Raw genomic sequence first — 13734 nt, 5'->3', positions numbered from 1 at the left:
GCCCGGAAGATGCATGAGCACCCTGCGAAAACGACGATCGATCAGGAGCTCACGACACTTGAAAGTCGCAGCGCGACGAAATGACACCGCCGGCCTGCGCGTGTGCCGCAAGCAATCCGGTCCCGTAGCTGCCGCGCATTATGCCGGACAATTGCAACAGGTCGAACGGCCGCTCGCGGCCATGGCGGCCTCCTATCCGAACGAAAGCACGAGCGCGCGACACGCGCATCGGCGCGATCAGTTCATCCTGCAGACCGCAGGCGTGACCTCGATGATGACCGAGCGCGGCCATTTCGTCGTGCCGCCCGGCCACGGCCTGTGGATTCCGGCCGGCGTCGCGCACCAGTCGCGTGCGTGGGGCGAGGTCGAGATCCAGACCATCTATGTCACGCCGGACCGTGTGCGGAATGCGCCGGCAACCTGCCGCCTGATCAGGGTCTCCGCATTGGTCGAAGCGCTGATGGAAGAAGCGGTGCATATGCCGACCCGTTACGATCCGGAAGGGCGCGACGGCCGGCTGGTCGATTTCCTGCTCGACGAGATCGGCAGGATGCCTGAAGTGTCGCTGCATGTGCAGGTACCGCCCGATCCGCGGCTCGCCGCGATCTGCGAAGCGGTGCTGGTCGATCCGAGTTCCGATCTGACGCTCGACCAATGGGCCGATCGCAGCCAGCTCAGCCGGCGAACATTGACGCGTCTGTTCCGTCGCGAGACCGGACAGAGCTTTGCGGCCTGGCGCCAGCGGGTGCGGCTGCTCGAAGCGCTGGCGCGGCTCGGCGCCGGCGAAGCCGTCACCTGCGTCGCGCTCGACGTCGGCTATGACAGCCCGAGTGCTTTCGCCGCGATGTTCAAGCGCGAGCTCGGCGCTGCACCGCGCCAGTATCTGCGCTGGGCCAATCCCGAAGTGGTGATGAGGTAGACGAATTCGCGTCACGCACCTGCCGGAATGCAAAACCCCTGCGGTCAACGGGAAAGACCGCAGGGGTTTGCAGGTGGATGGCGTGAGGCCAGCAAGGCTGGGTGTCACCCCAAGGACCGGCACGCGGATGAAAGCGATACCGGCCTGCTCATGCAAGCAAGTCTTTTAGGCAGGAGTGCGTCAACATTCGCAAGCAAGGCGCGCGAGAGGACGGCGATCCTCGCGGGCGCGTTGCATCCAACCGTTTAGTCGTTGCGTGCAACCGCTGTCAGCTTGGTCATGTTGTGCAGCATGATCCGGCCGCGCTGCAGGTCGACGATGCCGTCCTTCCGCCAGGTCTGCAGTTGCCGGTTGACGCTCTCGCGCGCCGCGCCGACAAAGATGCCGAGTTGTTCCTGCGAGATGTGCACCTCGGAACCGAAATCCTCGGCCAGCGCGCACAGCCGGCGTGCGAGGCGGACCGGCAACGGCTGCAGCACGGATTCTTCCATCCGCTCGCTCTGCCAGCGGATGCGCTGGCACAGCAATTCGATCAGGCGGACAGCGACCTTCGGCTCACGCTCGAGGAAGCCTAGGAAATCCTCCCGCCGCAGGACGAACAATTCGGTGGGCTCGCCCGCGGTCGCATCCGCGGTGCGCTCCTGACCGTCGAGGACGGCGACTTCGCCGAACAGGTCACCGGATCCCATGAAGTTCAGTGTGAGCCGGCTGCCGTCGGAGGCACCGGTTTCGATGCGCATCTGGCCGCGGCGGACCCCAAACAGGGCGTCGCCGGGATCGCCTTTCTGGAACAGCACCTCGCCGGTGGCGAGCTGCTGGGTGTGGCAAAGGCCCGAAAGCCGCGCCAATTCGTCCGCACCGAGATCGGCGAACATAGGGTTCATTTTCAGAATGACCGCAAATTCGGCCTGTTTGCTCATTGTATTGCCTTCCAAATCGATCCGAGCGGTCCCCCGACGCCCGGTTAGCAACAATCACCCTCATAAGAGTGTGTGAGAGGTCACATAAGTTCATGCTGGTAACGGATTATTTTTCCAACCGTTGGAGCGAGGTCCCGTTTGCGGGATAATCTCGTCCGTTCGGCCGCGCCTTTCCGCGGCGGAACCCTGTCTGCCCGGCCTGGAATATCGAGATGAGAGCACTGAAATTCGCCGGGGCCGCCATCGCTGCCGTGATCGTGATCATCGCGCTGGTGGCCGCGGTCGGGATCCCGTCCTCGTTCCTCATTTCGGCCATCACCGAGCGGGTCGAGCGGGAGACCGGCTACACGCTCAGCATCAATGGCGGCGCCAAAGTTAGTCTCTGGCCGGCCGTCACCCTGACGCTGAGCGACGTCGTGTTGCAGGACCCGCGGGAGCGCGAGGTCAACAACCGGTTCGCGGCTGATCGGGTCGAGGCCGAGATGACGCTGTCGAGCCTGTGGTCGGGCCAGCCCGACGTCACCGACCTCGTGATCGTCAAGCCGGTGATCAATCTGCCGCTGCAGCGCGAGCGCACCCGCGACCATCATCCGCCGGCGAAGTCTTCCGGCTCCGACAGCGGCGGCCTCACGATCCGGCATGTCAGCGTCGGCGGCGGCACCATCGTGTTCTCTAATGTGCGCGACCGGGTCGAGACCCGGATCGAGACGCTCAATGCCGATGCGACCATCGGCAACGACCGCAAGATCGTTGTCACGGGGAGTGCGAGCACCAGTGACAAGCCGCTGAAGTTCGAGATCCGCGCGACCGCGCCACAGGCGCCGCTGGAACGCCAGAACGTGCCGGCCGAGTTCAACATCGACGCACCTGGCCTGTTGCCCGCGGCGATCAAGGCGAACGCGGAAGCGCGCCTGAACGGCACGGTGCTGATGTTCAACGGCGTATCCGGCACGCTCGGCGATGGCGGCTTCACCGGCTGGGCCTCGGTCGACTTCGCCAGCAACAAGCCGCTGGTGAAGCTCGATCTCGACTTCCAGCGCATCTCGATGGCGCCGACGCCGAGCCAGCCCGATGCGGCGCAGCCATTGGGCACCAACATTTGGAGCAATACGTCGATCGACCTCGGCGGGCTCAACTACGTGGACGCGCAAGCGCGCATCTCGACGGCGGAGCTCGTGATCGGCGACGGCCGCTTCGCGCAGGCTGCGATCGACGCATCCGTTGACAGCGGTGTGCTGAAGGCCCGGCTCGGCAATCTCGGCGCCTATGATGGCACCGCCAATGGCGACCTCACGATCGACGCGAGGGGCGCTACTCCAACCTACGCGCTGCGGCTCGACCTCGCCGGCGTGCGCGCGCTGCCGGTGCTGAAAAGCCTTGCCGAATTCGACAAGCTCGACGGCAAGATGCAGACGAAGATCGCGCTGACCTCGCACGGCACGAGCGCGCGCGCGATCGTCGGCAATCTCGGCGGCACGGCCTTCGTCGTATTCCAGGACGGCAAGATCCTCGGCCTCAACGTCGCGCAGATGATCCGCAACCTCACCACCAGCACGCTGTCGGGCTGGCAACAGGGCGAGGAGCTGTCGACCGATCTCAGCCAGCTCTCGGCCTCGTTCAAGCTCGACAAGGGCCAGGCCGTGACCACCGATCTCAATCTGATCGGCCCGCTGGTGAAGATGAGCGGGGTCGGCACCGTCGATCTCAACACCCGCCAGATCGGGTTCCGCGTCGAGCCGCAGCTCGTGATGACCACCGAGGGCCAGGGCCGCGCCGGCAATCCGGTCGGCCTCGGCATCCCCGTGATGATCGAGGGTCCGTGGGTGTCCCCGCGGATCTATCCGGAGATGCAGGGCATCCTCGATAATCCAGAGGCCGCCTATGCCAAGCTCAAGGAGATGGGCAAGGGCCTGTTCGGCGCGAATGGCCAAGGCCTGAACCAGGGGTTGAGCCAAGGCCTGAACGGGCTCAGCAACCTCCTCAACGGCGTGCAGGGCGGCGGAACCGGCGCGCAGCCCGGCACGGGCCAGGCGCCTGGCGGTGCGGCCGCCGGCCAGACCAATCCGCTCGGCGGGCAGCTCGGCGACACCATCGGGAACCTGCTGCAGCAGGGCCTCTCCACCCTCAATCAAGGCAACGCCTCCCGCCCGAGCCGCAGCCTGGCCCAACCCACCCCGGACGCGCCGCCCGCCGCCGCGCCGCCGCCCGCCCCTCCGCCGGCCGACACCGCCGAGCAGCACGACAATCCCGCGATGAACGACGTGCTGCGACAGCTGTTCAACCGCTGAATATTCCCGGATATCCCCGCCCAGAATGCAGGGCTAACCATGCGACGGGAGGCCCCGCCTTGCCCGGCCGATCCGTGCTAAACAGCAGCGATACAGTGGCGCACCCGACTGATTGGAGGGGAACGGACGAGGCTGGATGAACGGGGCTACGGACAAGGGCAAGAACTGGTTCCTGCGCGGCGGCCTGTTCGCCAAATATGTCCTCGCGCTGGTCGGCCTCGTCGTGTTCGTGCTCGCGGTCAACGGCGCGCTCGAGACCTGGATCAGCTATCGCGGCATCAGGAGCACGCTGACCGACGCGATGAGCGAGAAGGCGGATGCCACCGCCAAGCGCATCGAGCAATCGATCGCCGATCTCGAGCGCCAGATCTCCTGGGTGACCCGCGCCTCCTCCAACACGATCGAGCTGCGGCGCGCCGATTATGCCCAGCTGCTCGGCCAGGTGCCGGCGGTGAACCAGCTCACCCTGATCAACGGCCAGGGCCGCGAGGTGCTGCGTCTGTCGCGCCAGACCTACACGCTGAATTCCAACGCCGACTTCTCGCGCGACCTCCGCTTCACCGAAGCTGTCGAGCGCGGCACCGCCTACGCGCCGGCGTATTTTCGCGACGAGCGGCCCTATATGTCGATCGGCGAGCAGCATTCCGGCTTCAACGCCGGCGTCACGGTGGCCGAGATCGACCTGCGTTTCCTTAACGACTATTTCGGCGATTCCCAGGTCGGCCGCACGGCCTATGCCTATCTCGTCGACGCCAAGGGCCGCGTGCTGGCGAGTTCGTCGAAGGGCCCCGAGATCGGCAAGGACCTCGCCGCGCTGCCGCAGGTCGCCGCGGTGCTGTCGCCGAGCGGCCGCCGGATCGCCTCCGGCAAGGATGTCGACGGCAACGCGGTGCTGACGACTGCAACATCAGCGCCGGACCTCGGCTGGCACGTATTTGTCGAGCAGCCGACCGCGCAGGCGCTCTCCCCGATCCGCGATCAGCTGGTGCGCATCGCGCTGCTGATTGCGCTCGGCCTCGTGGTCGCGATCATCGCCGGCACGATTCTGGCGCGGCGCATGCTGGTGCCGATCACGGCGCTGCGTACCGGCGCGCGGCGGCTCGGGGCCGGCGACTTCGGCCACCGCATCGAGGTGAAGACCGCGGATGAGCTGGAGGAGCTCGCCGGGCAATTCAACAGCATGGCCTCGCAGCTTGCCGAGACCTATTCCGGCCTCGAAGGCAAGGTGAAGGAGCGCACGCGGGATCTCGCGCAATCGATCAACGAGCTGAAGGTACTGGAGGAGGTCGGCCGCGCGGTGGCGTCCTCGCTCGACCTCAACGCAGTGCTGCCGACAGTCGCCGCCCGCGCGCTCGAGATCACCCATGCCGACGCCGTGCTGATCTATGGCTATGACGCCGCACAGCGCACGTTCAACCTGACGCAATCGATCGGCATCGACGCCGAGGCCGAGGGCCGTCATCGCGCGATCGACGCGGCGAACAGCCCGCTTGCCGAGGCCGCGGCCAATGGCGAGCCGCTGGCGTTTCCCGATCTCGCCACTAGAGCGTTTTCGAGCGAAGTGGATACCGGTTCGCGTGAAGAAAACGCGTCAGAACAAGAATCCAGTCCCGATCATCCGCTGCGCGATGTCGTGGTCGGCGCCGGCTTCCACTCCGTGCTGGTGGTGCCGCTGGTCGATCAGCAAGGCGTGCTCGGTTCGCTGGTGGTGCTGCGCAAGGCGGCCGGCGATTTCCCCGCGAGCCTGATCGGCCTGATGAAGACTTTTGCGCACCAGGCGGTGCTGGCGATGCGCAATGCGCGGCTGTTCACCGAGGTGGACCAGAAGAGCCACGCGCTGGAGCTGGCCAACGCCACCGTGCGCGAGCAGGCCGACAGATTGCAGCAGCAGACCGAAGAGCTCACCGACTGGAACAAGTCGCTGGAGGCGCGCGTCGAGACCCAGCTCACGGAGATCGAGCGCATCCGCAAGCTCGAGCGTTTCCTGGCGCCGCAGGTGGCGCAGCTGATCGCCTCCTCCGACGGCCATGAGGGGCTGCTGGACAGCCATCGCCGCGAGGTCACCGTGGTGTTCTGCGACCTGCGCGGCTTCACCGCCTTCACCGAGGCGACCGAGCCGGAAGAGGCGATGAACGTGCTGCGCGAATATCACGCCGCGCTCGGCAAGCTGATCTTCAAGTACGAAGGCACGCTCGACCGCTATGCCGGCGACGGCGTGATGATCCTGTTCAACGCGCCGATCCAACTCGCGGACCACACGCTGCGCGCCGTGAAGATGGCGGTCGAGATGCGCGACACCATCGGCGCACTGACCGAGAAGTGGCGCAACCGCGGCCACAGTCTCGGCTTCGGCATGGGGATCGCGCTCGGCTATGCCACGCTCGGTCAGGTCGGCTTCGAGCAGCGGCTGGAATATGCCGCGATCGGCAGCGTCACCAACCTCGCCTCCCGCCTGTGCGGCGAGGCCAAGGCCAACCAGATCGTGGTGAGCCGCCGCGTCTACGGCATGGTCGAGCCCCATGTCGAGGGTCGCGCCATCGACGACCTCGTGCTGAAGGGTTTTAATCACCCGATCCTCGCCGCGGAGATTTTGCGCTGGAAGGGCGAGCCGTCAGCGGAAGCGGCAGCGGAGTAGGCGACGCTTTCTCCACTCGTCGTTGCGAAGAGCGAAGCAATGACGGGCCCCGCCGGCCTCATTTCCGAGCGGGAACCCACTACCGTCGGAACCTTGCATTCGCGCGGAAAGTGTGTATAGTACCCGGCATTCGATTAGCCGTTGCGCCTTGTTGAATGGTCAGAACGGCCCTCCTCCAAAGACATCGTCAGTTGAATGGATGGCGCGCGATTCTGCGCAACACACGCGCAAACGCGCATTTTGGAGAAGAGAAGATGGCGACAGGTACAGTGAAGTGGTTCAACGGCCAGAAGGGTTTTGGTTTCATCGAGCCGAGCGATGGCAGCAAGGATGTGTTCGTTCACATCAGCGCAGTAGAGCGTGCCGGCCTGACCGGCCTGGCTGAAGGCCAGAAGGTGTCGTTCGAGCTGAAGACCGACAAGATGCGCGGCAAGACCAGCGCCGAGAATCTTCAGATCGTCTGAGCTTTTTACTTGGGCATGATTTCCGCGCAGACGCGTTCCGCGTTTGTTGCGATCATGCCGGTTCGTCATTCCACGGATGTACTGGGATGACGTTGCTGCCCGCTCGATCCACCCGGATTGGGCGGGTTTTAGCATGTCTTGCTGCGCGTGATCCCAAAGCACGCTGCATCGCGCCGTTCCGTGCAACAGACGCGAAGCGTTCGCAGCGGGATGATGCCTTGGAGAGATTGTCGATGACCGCCAGGAAGCCCACGCCATCGCCCGCGAGCCTCGCCAGGGCCGACCGCCAGCGGCTGGCGGCCGAGGAAGGCGCGCGCGCCATCGCCGAGGTCGAGCGCGACGGAGCCGCGATCCGCAAGAACATGGAGCGGCTGCGGGCGCTGCGCGAAGCCCGCGAGGCCAAGGCTGCGGCCGAAGCCGAGCTGGCGCCAGCCCCCATCGCCAGGAAGAAAGCGCGCGTGAAGCGCATCGTGCGCTGACGCTGCGCTGTGGCTGCTGCAATAACCGCCGTCATTGCGAGCGAAGCGAAGCAATCGATCCCACCTCGCATACGGAACGATGGATTGCTTCGTCGCTATCGCTCCTCGCAATGACAGTATCGCTCCCGTCATCCCCGCGCAAAGGCTTCGCCTTCGTCGCTGGAGGTGCGAGCGCAGCGAGCCTCGAAGGATGCACGGCGACCGCTGGGCCGTCGACCCTTCGAGACGCGCGCAACAGTGCGCTCCTCCAGCGACAACGGCAAAGCCGTTGCGCGGGGGTGACGGAGCGGCAGCACAACGGCGCTGCACCCAATCTAGTCCCCGATCAACATTGTCAAACAGCAGACGGGATATGCGTTCGCGATCTCGCGGCGCGTTGCGCCCGAGGGATGCGATCAAGTCACCCTCATTGACCGTGAGAGGGCGCAGGGAAGGCCGGGCGCCGATTGCACCAATGGGTCCCGTGCAACAAAAAGCACGGGAGGAAGGACCACAGGTGAAACCGAAACATCCGGCCTTCCCTGCGCGATGGGTTACGGCTTACTTCGTGCTCTTCCCGGTGAGACCGGGCTTGCTTGTCACCGACTTCGCAAAACGCATTAGCATCTCGCGAGGAGGCACCTGCCACTGGGGCGCCAGAACCACACGACTTCACCGTCCGCCGATCAGCGCATGTCGTCGCGCGCCGCCAGCGTCCATCGCATCCCGCCGCACGTTCGTGACGATTGCGATACGCCCCTCTTGCCGGGCGGGACGGGGGAAGTTGTACAGGTGAGTTGGGGGAGATGTTCAAGATAAATTCTGGTATTCAGAACAATGCAAGCGGCTAGAAAATAGCAATTGTTGCGACATTGCTTTCATTTTCCGCGAACTCCCACGAGCCTCAAATCAACATCCAGTGAATCTGTTTGCCTCCGCAATCACGATCACGACCCCACCCGCCCCTCCCAGGAATAACCCATCCCCCACCTCGCTCGCGTCCTAACGGCACGCGCAAGCGTCCGCTCACAACAAGAACACGCGAGGAATGGGTTTGATGACAGGATTGGACGGGACGCACGCTGCGGCGTCGGTGGTGGCGCTGCACTGCTCGCTGGGGTCGGGACGGCAATGGACGAAGCTTGCGGGCGCGCTTAGTGGCACTCCGTTCATGGCGCCGGATATTTCCGGCTATGGCGTCGCCGCCTGCGGGCGCGACTGGCCGCGGACGCTGGATGGCGAGATCGCGCGGCTCGAGCCCTGGCTCGCCAAAGCCAGGGGGCCGATCCATCTGATCGGGCATTCCTATGGCGGGGCGATCGCGTTTCGGCTGGCGACGGCATCGCCTTATGCGCAGCGCATCCGCAGCCTGACATTGATCGAGCCCGTGTTGCCGACGTTGCTGCGCGACGGGTCCGCCGACACGCGGCTGTACGATCGCTTCGCGCGGATCGCGCAGGTCGTGTCGCAGGATATTTTCGACGGCGCGGCGCTGGAGGCGGTCGAGGCGTTCACCGCGTTCTGGGCCGGCTCCGGCCCGCGCGAGCAGTTCTCGCCGAGCGGGCGGCTGCGGATGATCGAGCAGGCCGACAAGCTGCCTTACGATTTCAACGCCGCGCTCGATCTCGACGCCGTAGCGGCTGCCGCTGCCGCGTTGAGGGTGCCGACGCTGCTGGTGTCGGGCGGGCTGTCGCCCTATGTGACGCAGCGCATTGTCGCAAAACTCGCCGCGATCATCGATGGCGCCGAGATGCGGCATCTGCCGGCGGCCGGCCACATGCTGCCGGTGACGCATGCCGAGCGGGTCAATCCGGAAATCCTGCGGCACATCTGGCGCGCCGAGGAGCTGGCGAAGCTGGAGCTCGCCGCTGGTGCCGGGCCGACTGAGGCGGCTGCCGCCGCGGCGCAGCCGGCTGGCTCGGCGAGGCCGCATCTGGTATTCAGGAGGCCCTCATTTTGGGAATAATTTGCAGATGAGTTTGAGGCTCGAGCGATTGATGGGTTTCGCGGAGTTTATCATCGGGCCGCGCGTTGCGCGGACCCGTTGGCTCTACCCATCCTACGGACCGTCGATTGTCGTCGCGCTGCTTCTGCTCGCAGCCTCTCCCGCGCTTGCCGCGGGCGAGGCCGACGCCGTGCCGAAGGGCGCGGCGGTGACGGTGCTGAAGGCCTCGAAATTCTGCTTCGGCAATATCGTCGAGGTGTCGGGCATCGTGCTGCCGCGCGACGAGCAGCAGATCCGGCCCGATCGGTTCGGGCTGAAGGTGGCGGAGGTGAAGGCCGATCCCGGCGACACCGTCACCGCCGGCCAGGTGCTGGCGCGGCTGACCGACGGCACCAACGCGATCAACCTCACGGCGCCGGTGGCGGGCACCATCTCGGCGTCCTCGGCGATCGTCGGCGCGCCGGCCTCCGGCAAGGATGCGCTGTTCTCGATCATCGCCAGAAACGAATACGACCTGGTCGGCATGGTGCCGACCCGCGACATCGCCAAGCTGAAGACTGAGCAGACCGCGCGGCTGAAGATCATCGGCGCCGGCGAGATGGACGGCAAGGTGCGGACGATCGCGCCGACCATCGAGCCGAACAGCCAGCTCGGCCAGGTGTTCGTCGGCATCACCTCCAACAAGCGGCTGCTGGTGAATTCGTCCGGCCGGGCGCAGATCAAGACCGGGCAGAGCTGCGGCGTCGCGGTGCCGTTGACCGCGATCCTCTATTCCACCGCCGGCACCGTGGTGCAGGTGGTGCGCGGCGGCCGCGTCGAGACGCGGCGGGTCGAGATCGGATTGATGTCGGCCGGCCAGGTCGAGATCCGCGACGGCATCCAGGAAGGCGACATCGTCGTCGCCCGCGCCGGCGCGCTGCTGCGTGAGGGCGATCCGGTGCGGCCGGTGGGGGCGAGCGCGGACGCGAAGTAGGCGAAGTAGGCGCCGCCACACTCAGTGTCGTCCCGGGCAAGCGAAGCGCGACCCGGGACCCATAACCACGAATGTACGAATGGAAGCACGCTGGGGCCACAGCGCATCGCCACAGCAACCGGTCGTGGCCATGGGTCCGGCTTTCGCCGGGACGACGTGGGGAAGAGCTTGGCTCAGCCGCCGAGCTTGATGTCTTCCAGCAGCGAGGACGACACGCTCGGCACCTGCTCGCCTTCGCTGGCGCGGGAGATCGCGACGCGGGTCTTGTTGAAGGCGGTTTCGGCGCCGGCCTGGGCGTTGAGGTTGTTGATGAGCTCGGAGACCAGCACGCTGTTCGGCGCTGAAGAATCGTCGGCGACCTTGCCCGGCGTCGTCGAGGTCAGCACGATCGTGTTCTCCGGCGGGCTGATCGGGGCGAGGCCATGCGAGAAGGCGCGGAAGCGGCGCTCATAGGGATTGCGGCGCGAGGCATCGAGCACCACGAGCTTGGCCTTGGCACCACGCTCCTTCATCGCCTCAAGCACGGACTCGACGCTGACGCCGGTGCGCTTGACGTCGGCTTCCTTCCAGATCGTGGCATCGACCGGGATCATGTAGCTCTCACGGCCGACCTGCACGCCGTAGCCGCCGAAGAACAGCATCACGACGGTGTCGGGCCGGATCTTGGCCTTCATGCGCTCGACTGCGCGGAACATGTCGTCCTTGGTCGCGTCCTCGACCACGTCGACGTCAAAGCCCTCGCGGCGCAGCGCCGACGACAAAGTGCGGGCATCGTTGATCGGCTGGGCCAAAGGCGCCGCGGCGTCCGGATAATGGCCGTTGCCGATGATCAGCGCGAGGCGGGAGGAGCCGCCCGCTATGCTGCCGGTCTGCCCGGCGGTAACGGCGCCTGCGATCGTCTCCTTGGCAACATCCGGTGTCCGCTTGTTGAGCGCGGCGTGGGCGCCAATCGCCAGCGACACCGTGCCGGCCACCGCCACGCAGACGGCGATGGTGCGACGGGAAATATGAAGCTGCCTAAGGTTCATAACGTTCTAGTCCCAATCTCTATCCCGATGGCGTTCGAACGAAATCGCGCCAGTTAGTCGCGTCAGTGACGATCAGGTTTAATGGGGTTGAGGTGTGTGTGCCGTTGAATTCAGCTCAATTTGCGGCGCCGCAACAAACACTCCCTTAACCCGGCTGGACCGCCGGAGCAACCCGGTTTGCAGCATGCTGCCGCCCGGCACAGGCCATTGACGCCGTTAAGATCCCGTTACGTGACTTCGGTCACATTTGTATTCTGTACGGATTCATGTAGCTTTCCAAAGGCTTGCGAGTTTGGGGGAGGACCGGAGGAAACACCGCCGGGGGCGGCGGCGTTAACCGGTTCCTTGGGATAGGGATTCATGAGCCTTCACGAGATCGCTGGCGCCGTGTGTCGGGCGCTGACCGCCAAGAAGGACGGACCGTCGCTTTACGACGTCTGCGACCCCGTGCTGCAGGCCTATTGCGGCGGCGATGCCCATCTCGGAAAATTCTACCGGACCGCGCTCGGCAATCCGCCGCTGCGCGCGCTGCTCCGCCGCACCGGCCTGCCGGCGCTGAACGACCCCGACCGTCTGGCGGGCCTGCGCGCCGCGTTGACCGAGGCGCGCGACGCCGCGGCGCCGGACTGGGCCGCGATCGGCGCCCCGGTCGCCGACCTGATGGACGGCATCGGCGTGCGCCACCCGACCCCGCCGGCCGCGACCCCGCCTGGCCACCCGCCCGCGATGGCCGAGATCGACCGCGTGATCCGCTTAACCGGCGCGCATCTGCTCGGCTCGTTCGGCAGATGCGGCTTCATCCCGACCTATGCCGCTTTCAACCTGATCGGCGACCCCGACATCAGCGGGCGCGAGATGCTGATGGCGCTGACCGGGCTGAACGCCCGCGGCTACAAGAACTCGACCTTGCTGTTCAGCCTGGCGCGGGTCTTCATCGCGCATTCGCCGGCGCGCGCGCTGATCAACCCGCCATGGCGCGGCATCGCCGAGCCGATGTGGGAGCCGGTGCAGATCCGCCACCGCTCGGCCTATTACGACGCCTTCTTCACCGAGGCGCTGCTGAGCTATGTCGAGACCGGGCTTGCATCGCCGGATGAGGCGGGCGCGGCGCGGCGCGCGATCACCGAGATGGTGGACTTCTGCCTGAAGACCAGCGCCGAGGAGGTGCCCTCGCATGACGGCTCGGTCGTGAAGGTGATCACCGCGCTGGCGCCGGGACGGCATCCGCGTTTCTCGCGCTTCTTCGCCCAGATCAAGCAGGACCTCGGCTTCGGCGTCTATGTGCCCGACTGCGACACCACCGCGTGCGCGTTCTCGGCCGCGACGCAGGCCGGCTCCGACGATCCGATCCTGCAGCAGCCGCTGCTGGATTTCTACCGCGGCTACCAGGTCCGATCAGGCGCCAACGAACCGCGCGTCACCGTGCCGCTCAACGACAACATCGACTATGAGGGCGGTGTCGTCACCTGGATCGACAATCTCAGGGGCGAGCGGCCTTATGGCAACGACCTCGATCCGACGCTGAACCTCGACATTCTCGAGGTCTCGTTCCGCAACCTGGTCCGCTGGCAAATCCTCGAGACGCCGCAGCGGCTCGAGACCGTGCATCGCATCATCGCCTTCCAGAAGAATCTGGTCGAAAGCGGCGCGTTCAGGAATCCGCGTTCGCACATCTATTATCTGCCCGAGCTCTATTCGGCCTATTTCGGCCGCTGCTACGCCGCCTTCGTCGCGCTGCCGCTGGCGGCGCAGCGCGTGATCGATCCCGGCAATGTGTTCGCGCTGATCCGCGCCCGCGTGCTCGGCTACGTCCAGGGCGAGCTGATCGCGCATGAGATGAACCCGTTCGACGCGGCGCTCGCGCTGATGGCGCTGGCGCATCTTGGCGCCGAGGTCTCGACCTTCACGCCGGCGCTGCACTGCATCGTGCAGGGCCTCGGCGAAGGCGGCCGCAAGGGGCCCTACAGGGCCTATGAATGGAATAAGATGAAGACGCCGACGCGGATCCTGGTCGGCGGGCCCGAGGTGACGTCGGCCTTCGTGCTGATGGCCCTTGCGCTGGCCAGGAAGCGGATGGTTGCGGTGTAGGATGGGTAGAGCGCAG

10 protein-coding genes are annotated in these 13734 nt (G+C 65.8%); 8 read left to right on the top strand and 2 right to left on the bottom strand.

The window, feature by feature from the left end; all coding sequences use genetic code 11:
- Positions 1-58 precede the first annotated feature (58 nt).
- Positions 59-919 (top strand): AraC family transcriptional regulator, encoded by an 861-nt coding sequence (locus ACVIGB_RS33480; RefSeq protein WP_092121857.1) that lies wholly within the window; start codon positions 59-61, stop codon positions 917-919.
- 245 nt (positions 920-1164) lie between these two features.
- Here ACVIGB_RS33480 and ACVIGB_RS33475 read toward each other — a convergent pair whose 3' ends face one another.
- The gene (locus ACVIGB_RS33475) at positions 1165-1839 is read right to left on the bottom strand and encodes a Crp/Fnr family transcriptional regulator (protein ID WP_176534276.1); all 675 of its coding nucleotides are present in this window, start codon (positions 1837-1839) and stop codon (positions 1165-1167) included.
- Between the two features lie 212 nt (positions 1840-2051).
- Between ACVIGB_RS33475 and ACVIGB_RS33470 the strand changes: the two genes are divergently transcribed.
- The 6 genes from ACVIGB_RS33470 to ACVIGB_RS33445 all read left to right on the top strand — a co-directional run bounded on the left by ACVIGB_RS33470 (position 2052) and on the right by ACVIGB_RS33445 (position 10602).
- Positions 2052-4127 carry an AsmA family protein gene (locus tag ACVIGB_RS33470; RefSeq protein WP_456719460.1) on the top strand — a complete coding sequence of 692 codons (2076 nt, stop codon included), beginning with the start codon at positions 2052-2054 and terminating at the stop codon, positions 4125-4127.
- A 136-nt stretch (positions 4128-4263) separates the two neighbouring features.
- Positions 4264-6762 carry an adenylate/guanylate cyclase domain-containing protein gene (locus ACVIGB_RS33465; protein ID WP_456719461.1) on the top strand — a complete coding sequence of 833 codons (2499 nt, stop codon included), beginning with the start codon at positions 4264-4266 and terminating at the stop codon, positions 6760-6762.
- Positions 6763-7016: 254 nt separating this feature from the next.
- Positions 7017-7226, top strand: coding sequence for a cold-shock protein (locus ACVIGB_RS33460; RefSeq protein ID WP_029084280.1), 210 nt, complete (start codon positions 7017-7019; stop codon positions 7224-7226).
- Positions 7227-7459: 233 nt separating this feature from the next.
- On the top strand, positions 7460-7705 hold the full coding sequence (locus ACVIGB_RS33455) for a hypothetical protein (RefSeq protein ID WP_092121846.1): 246 nt from the start codon (positions 7460-7462) through the stop codon (positions 7703-7705).
- Positions 7706-8741: 1036 nt separating this feature from the next.
- On the top strand, positions 8742-9650 hold the full coding sequence (locus ACVIGB_RS33450) for an alpha/beta fold hydrolase (RefSeq protein WP_456719462.1): 909 nt from the start codon (positions 8742-8744) through the stop codon (positions 9648-9650).
- Between the two features lie 7 nt (positions 9651-9657).
- Positions 9658-10602: an efflux RND transporter periplasmic adaptor subunit gene (locus tag ACVIGB_RS33445; protein WP_456719463.1), complete on the top strand. Its 945-nt coding sequence runs from the start codon at positions 9658-9660 to the stop codon at positions 10600-10602.
- A gap of 173 nt (positions 10603-10775) precedes the next feature.
- Here the strand turns inward: ACVIGB_RS33445 and ACVIGB_RS33440 are convergent, their stop codons facing one another.
- Positions 10776-11630: a caspase family protein gene (locus ACVIGB_RS33440; RefSeq protein ID WP_456719464.1), complete on the bottom strand. Its 855-nt coding sequence runs from the start codon at positions 11628-11630 to the stop codon at positions 10776-10778.
- Between the two features lie 360 nt (positions 11631-11990).
- Here ACVIGB_RS33440 and ACVIGB_RS33435 point away from each other — a divergent pair, with 360 nt between their 5' ends.
- The gene (locus ACVIGB_RS33435; RefSeq protein ID WP_456719465.1) at positions 11991-13718 is read left to right on the top strand and encodes a hypothetical protein; all 1728 of its coding nucleotides are present in this window, start codon (positions 11991-11993) and stop codon (positions 13716-13718) included.
- Positions 13719-13734: the final 16 nt, after the last annotated feature.

It is taken from the genome of Bradyrhizobium sp. USDA 4341 (assembly GCF_054063755.1).
This window is presented reverse-complemented; position numbering and strand designations above follow the sequence as displayed.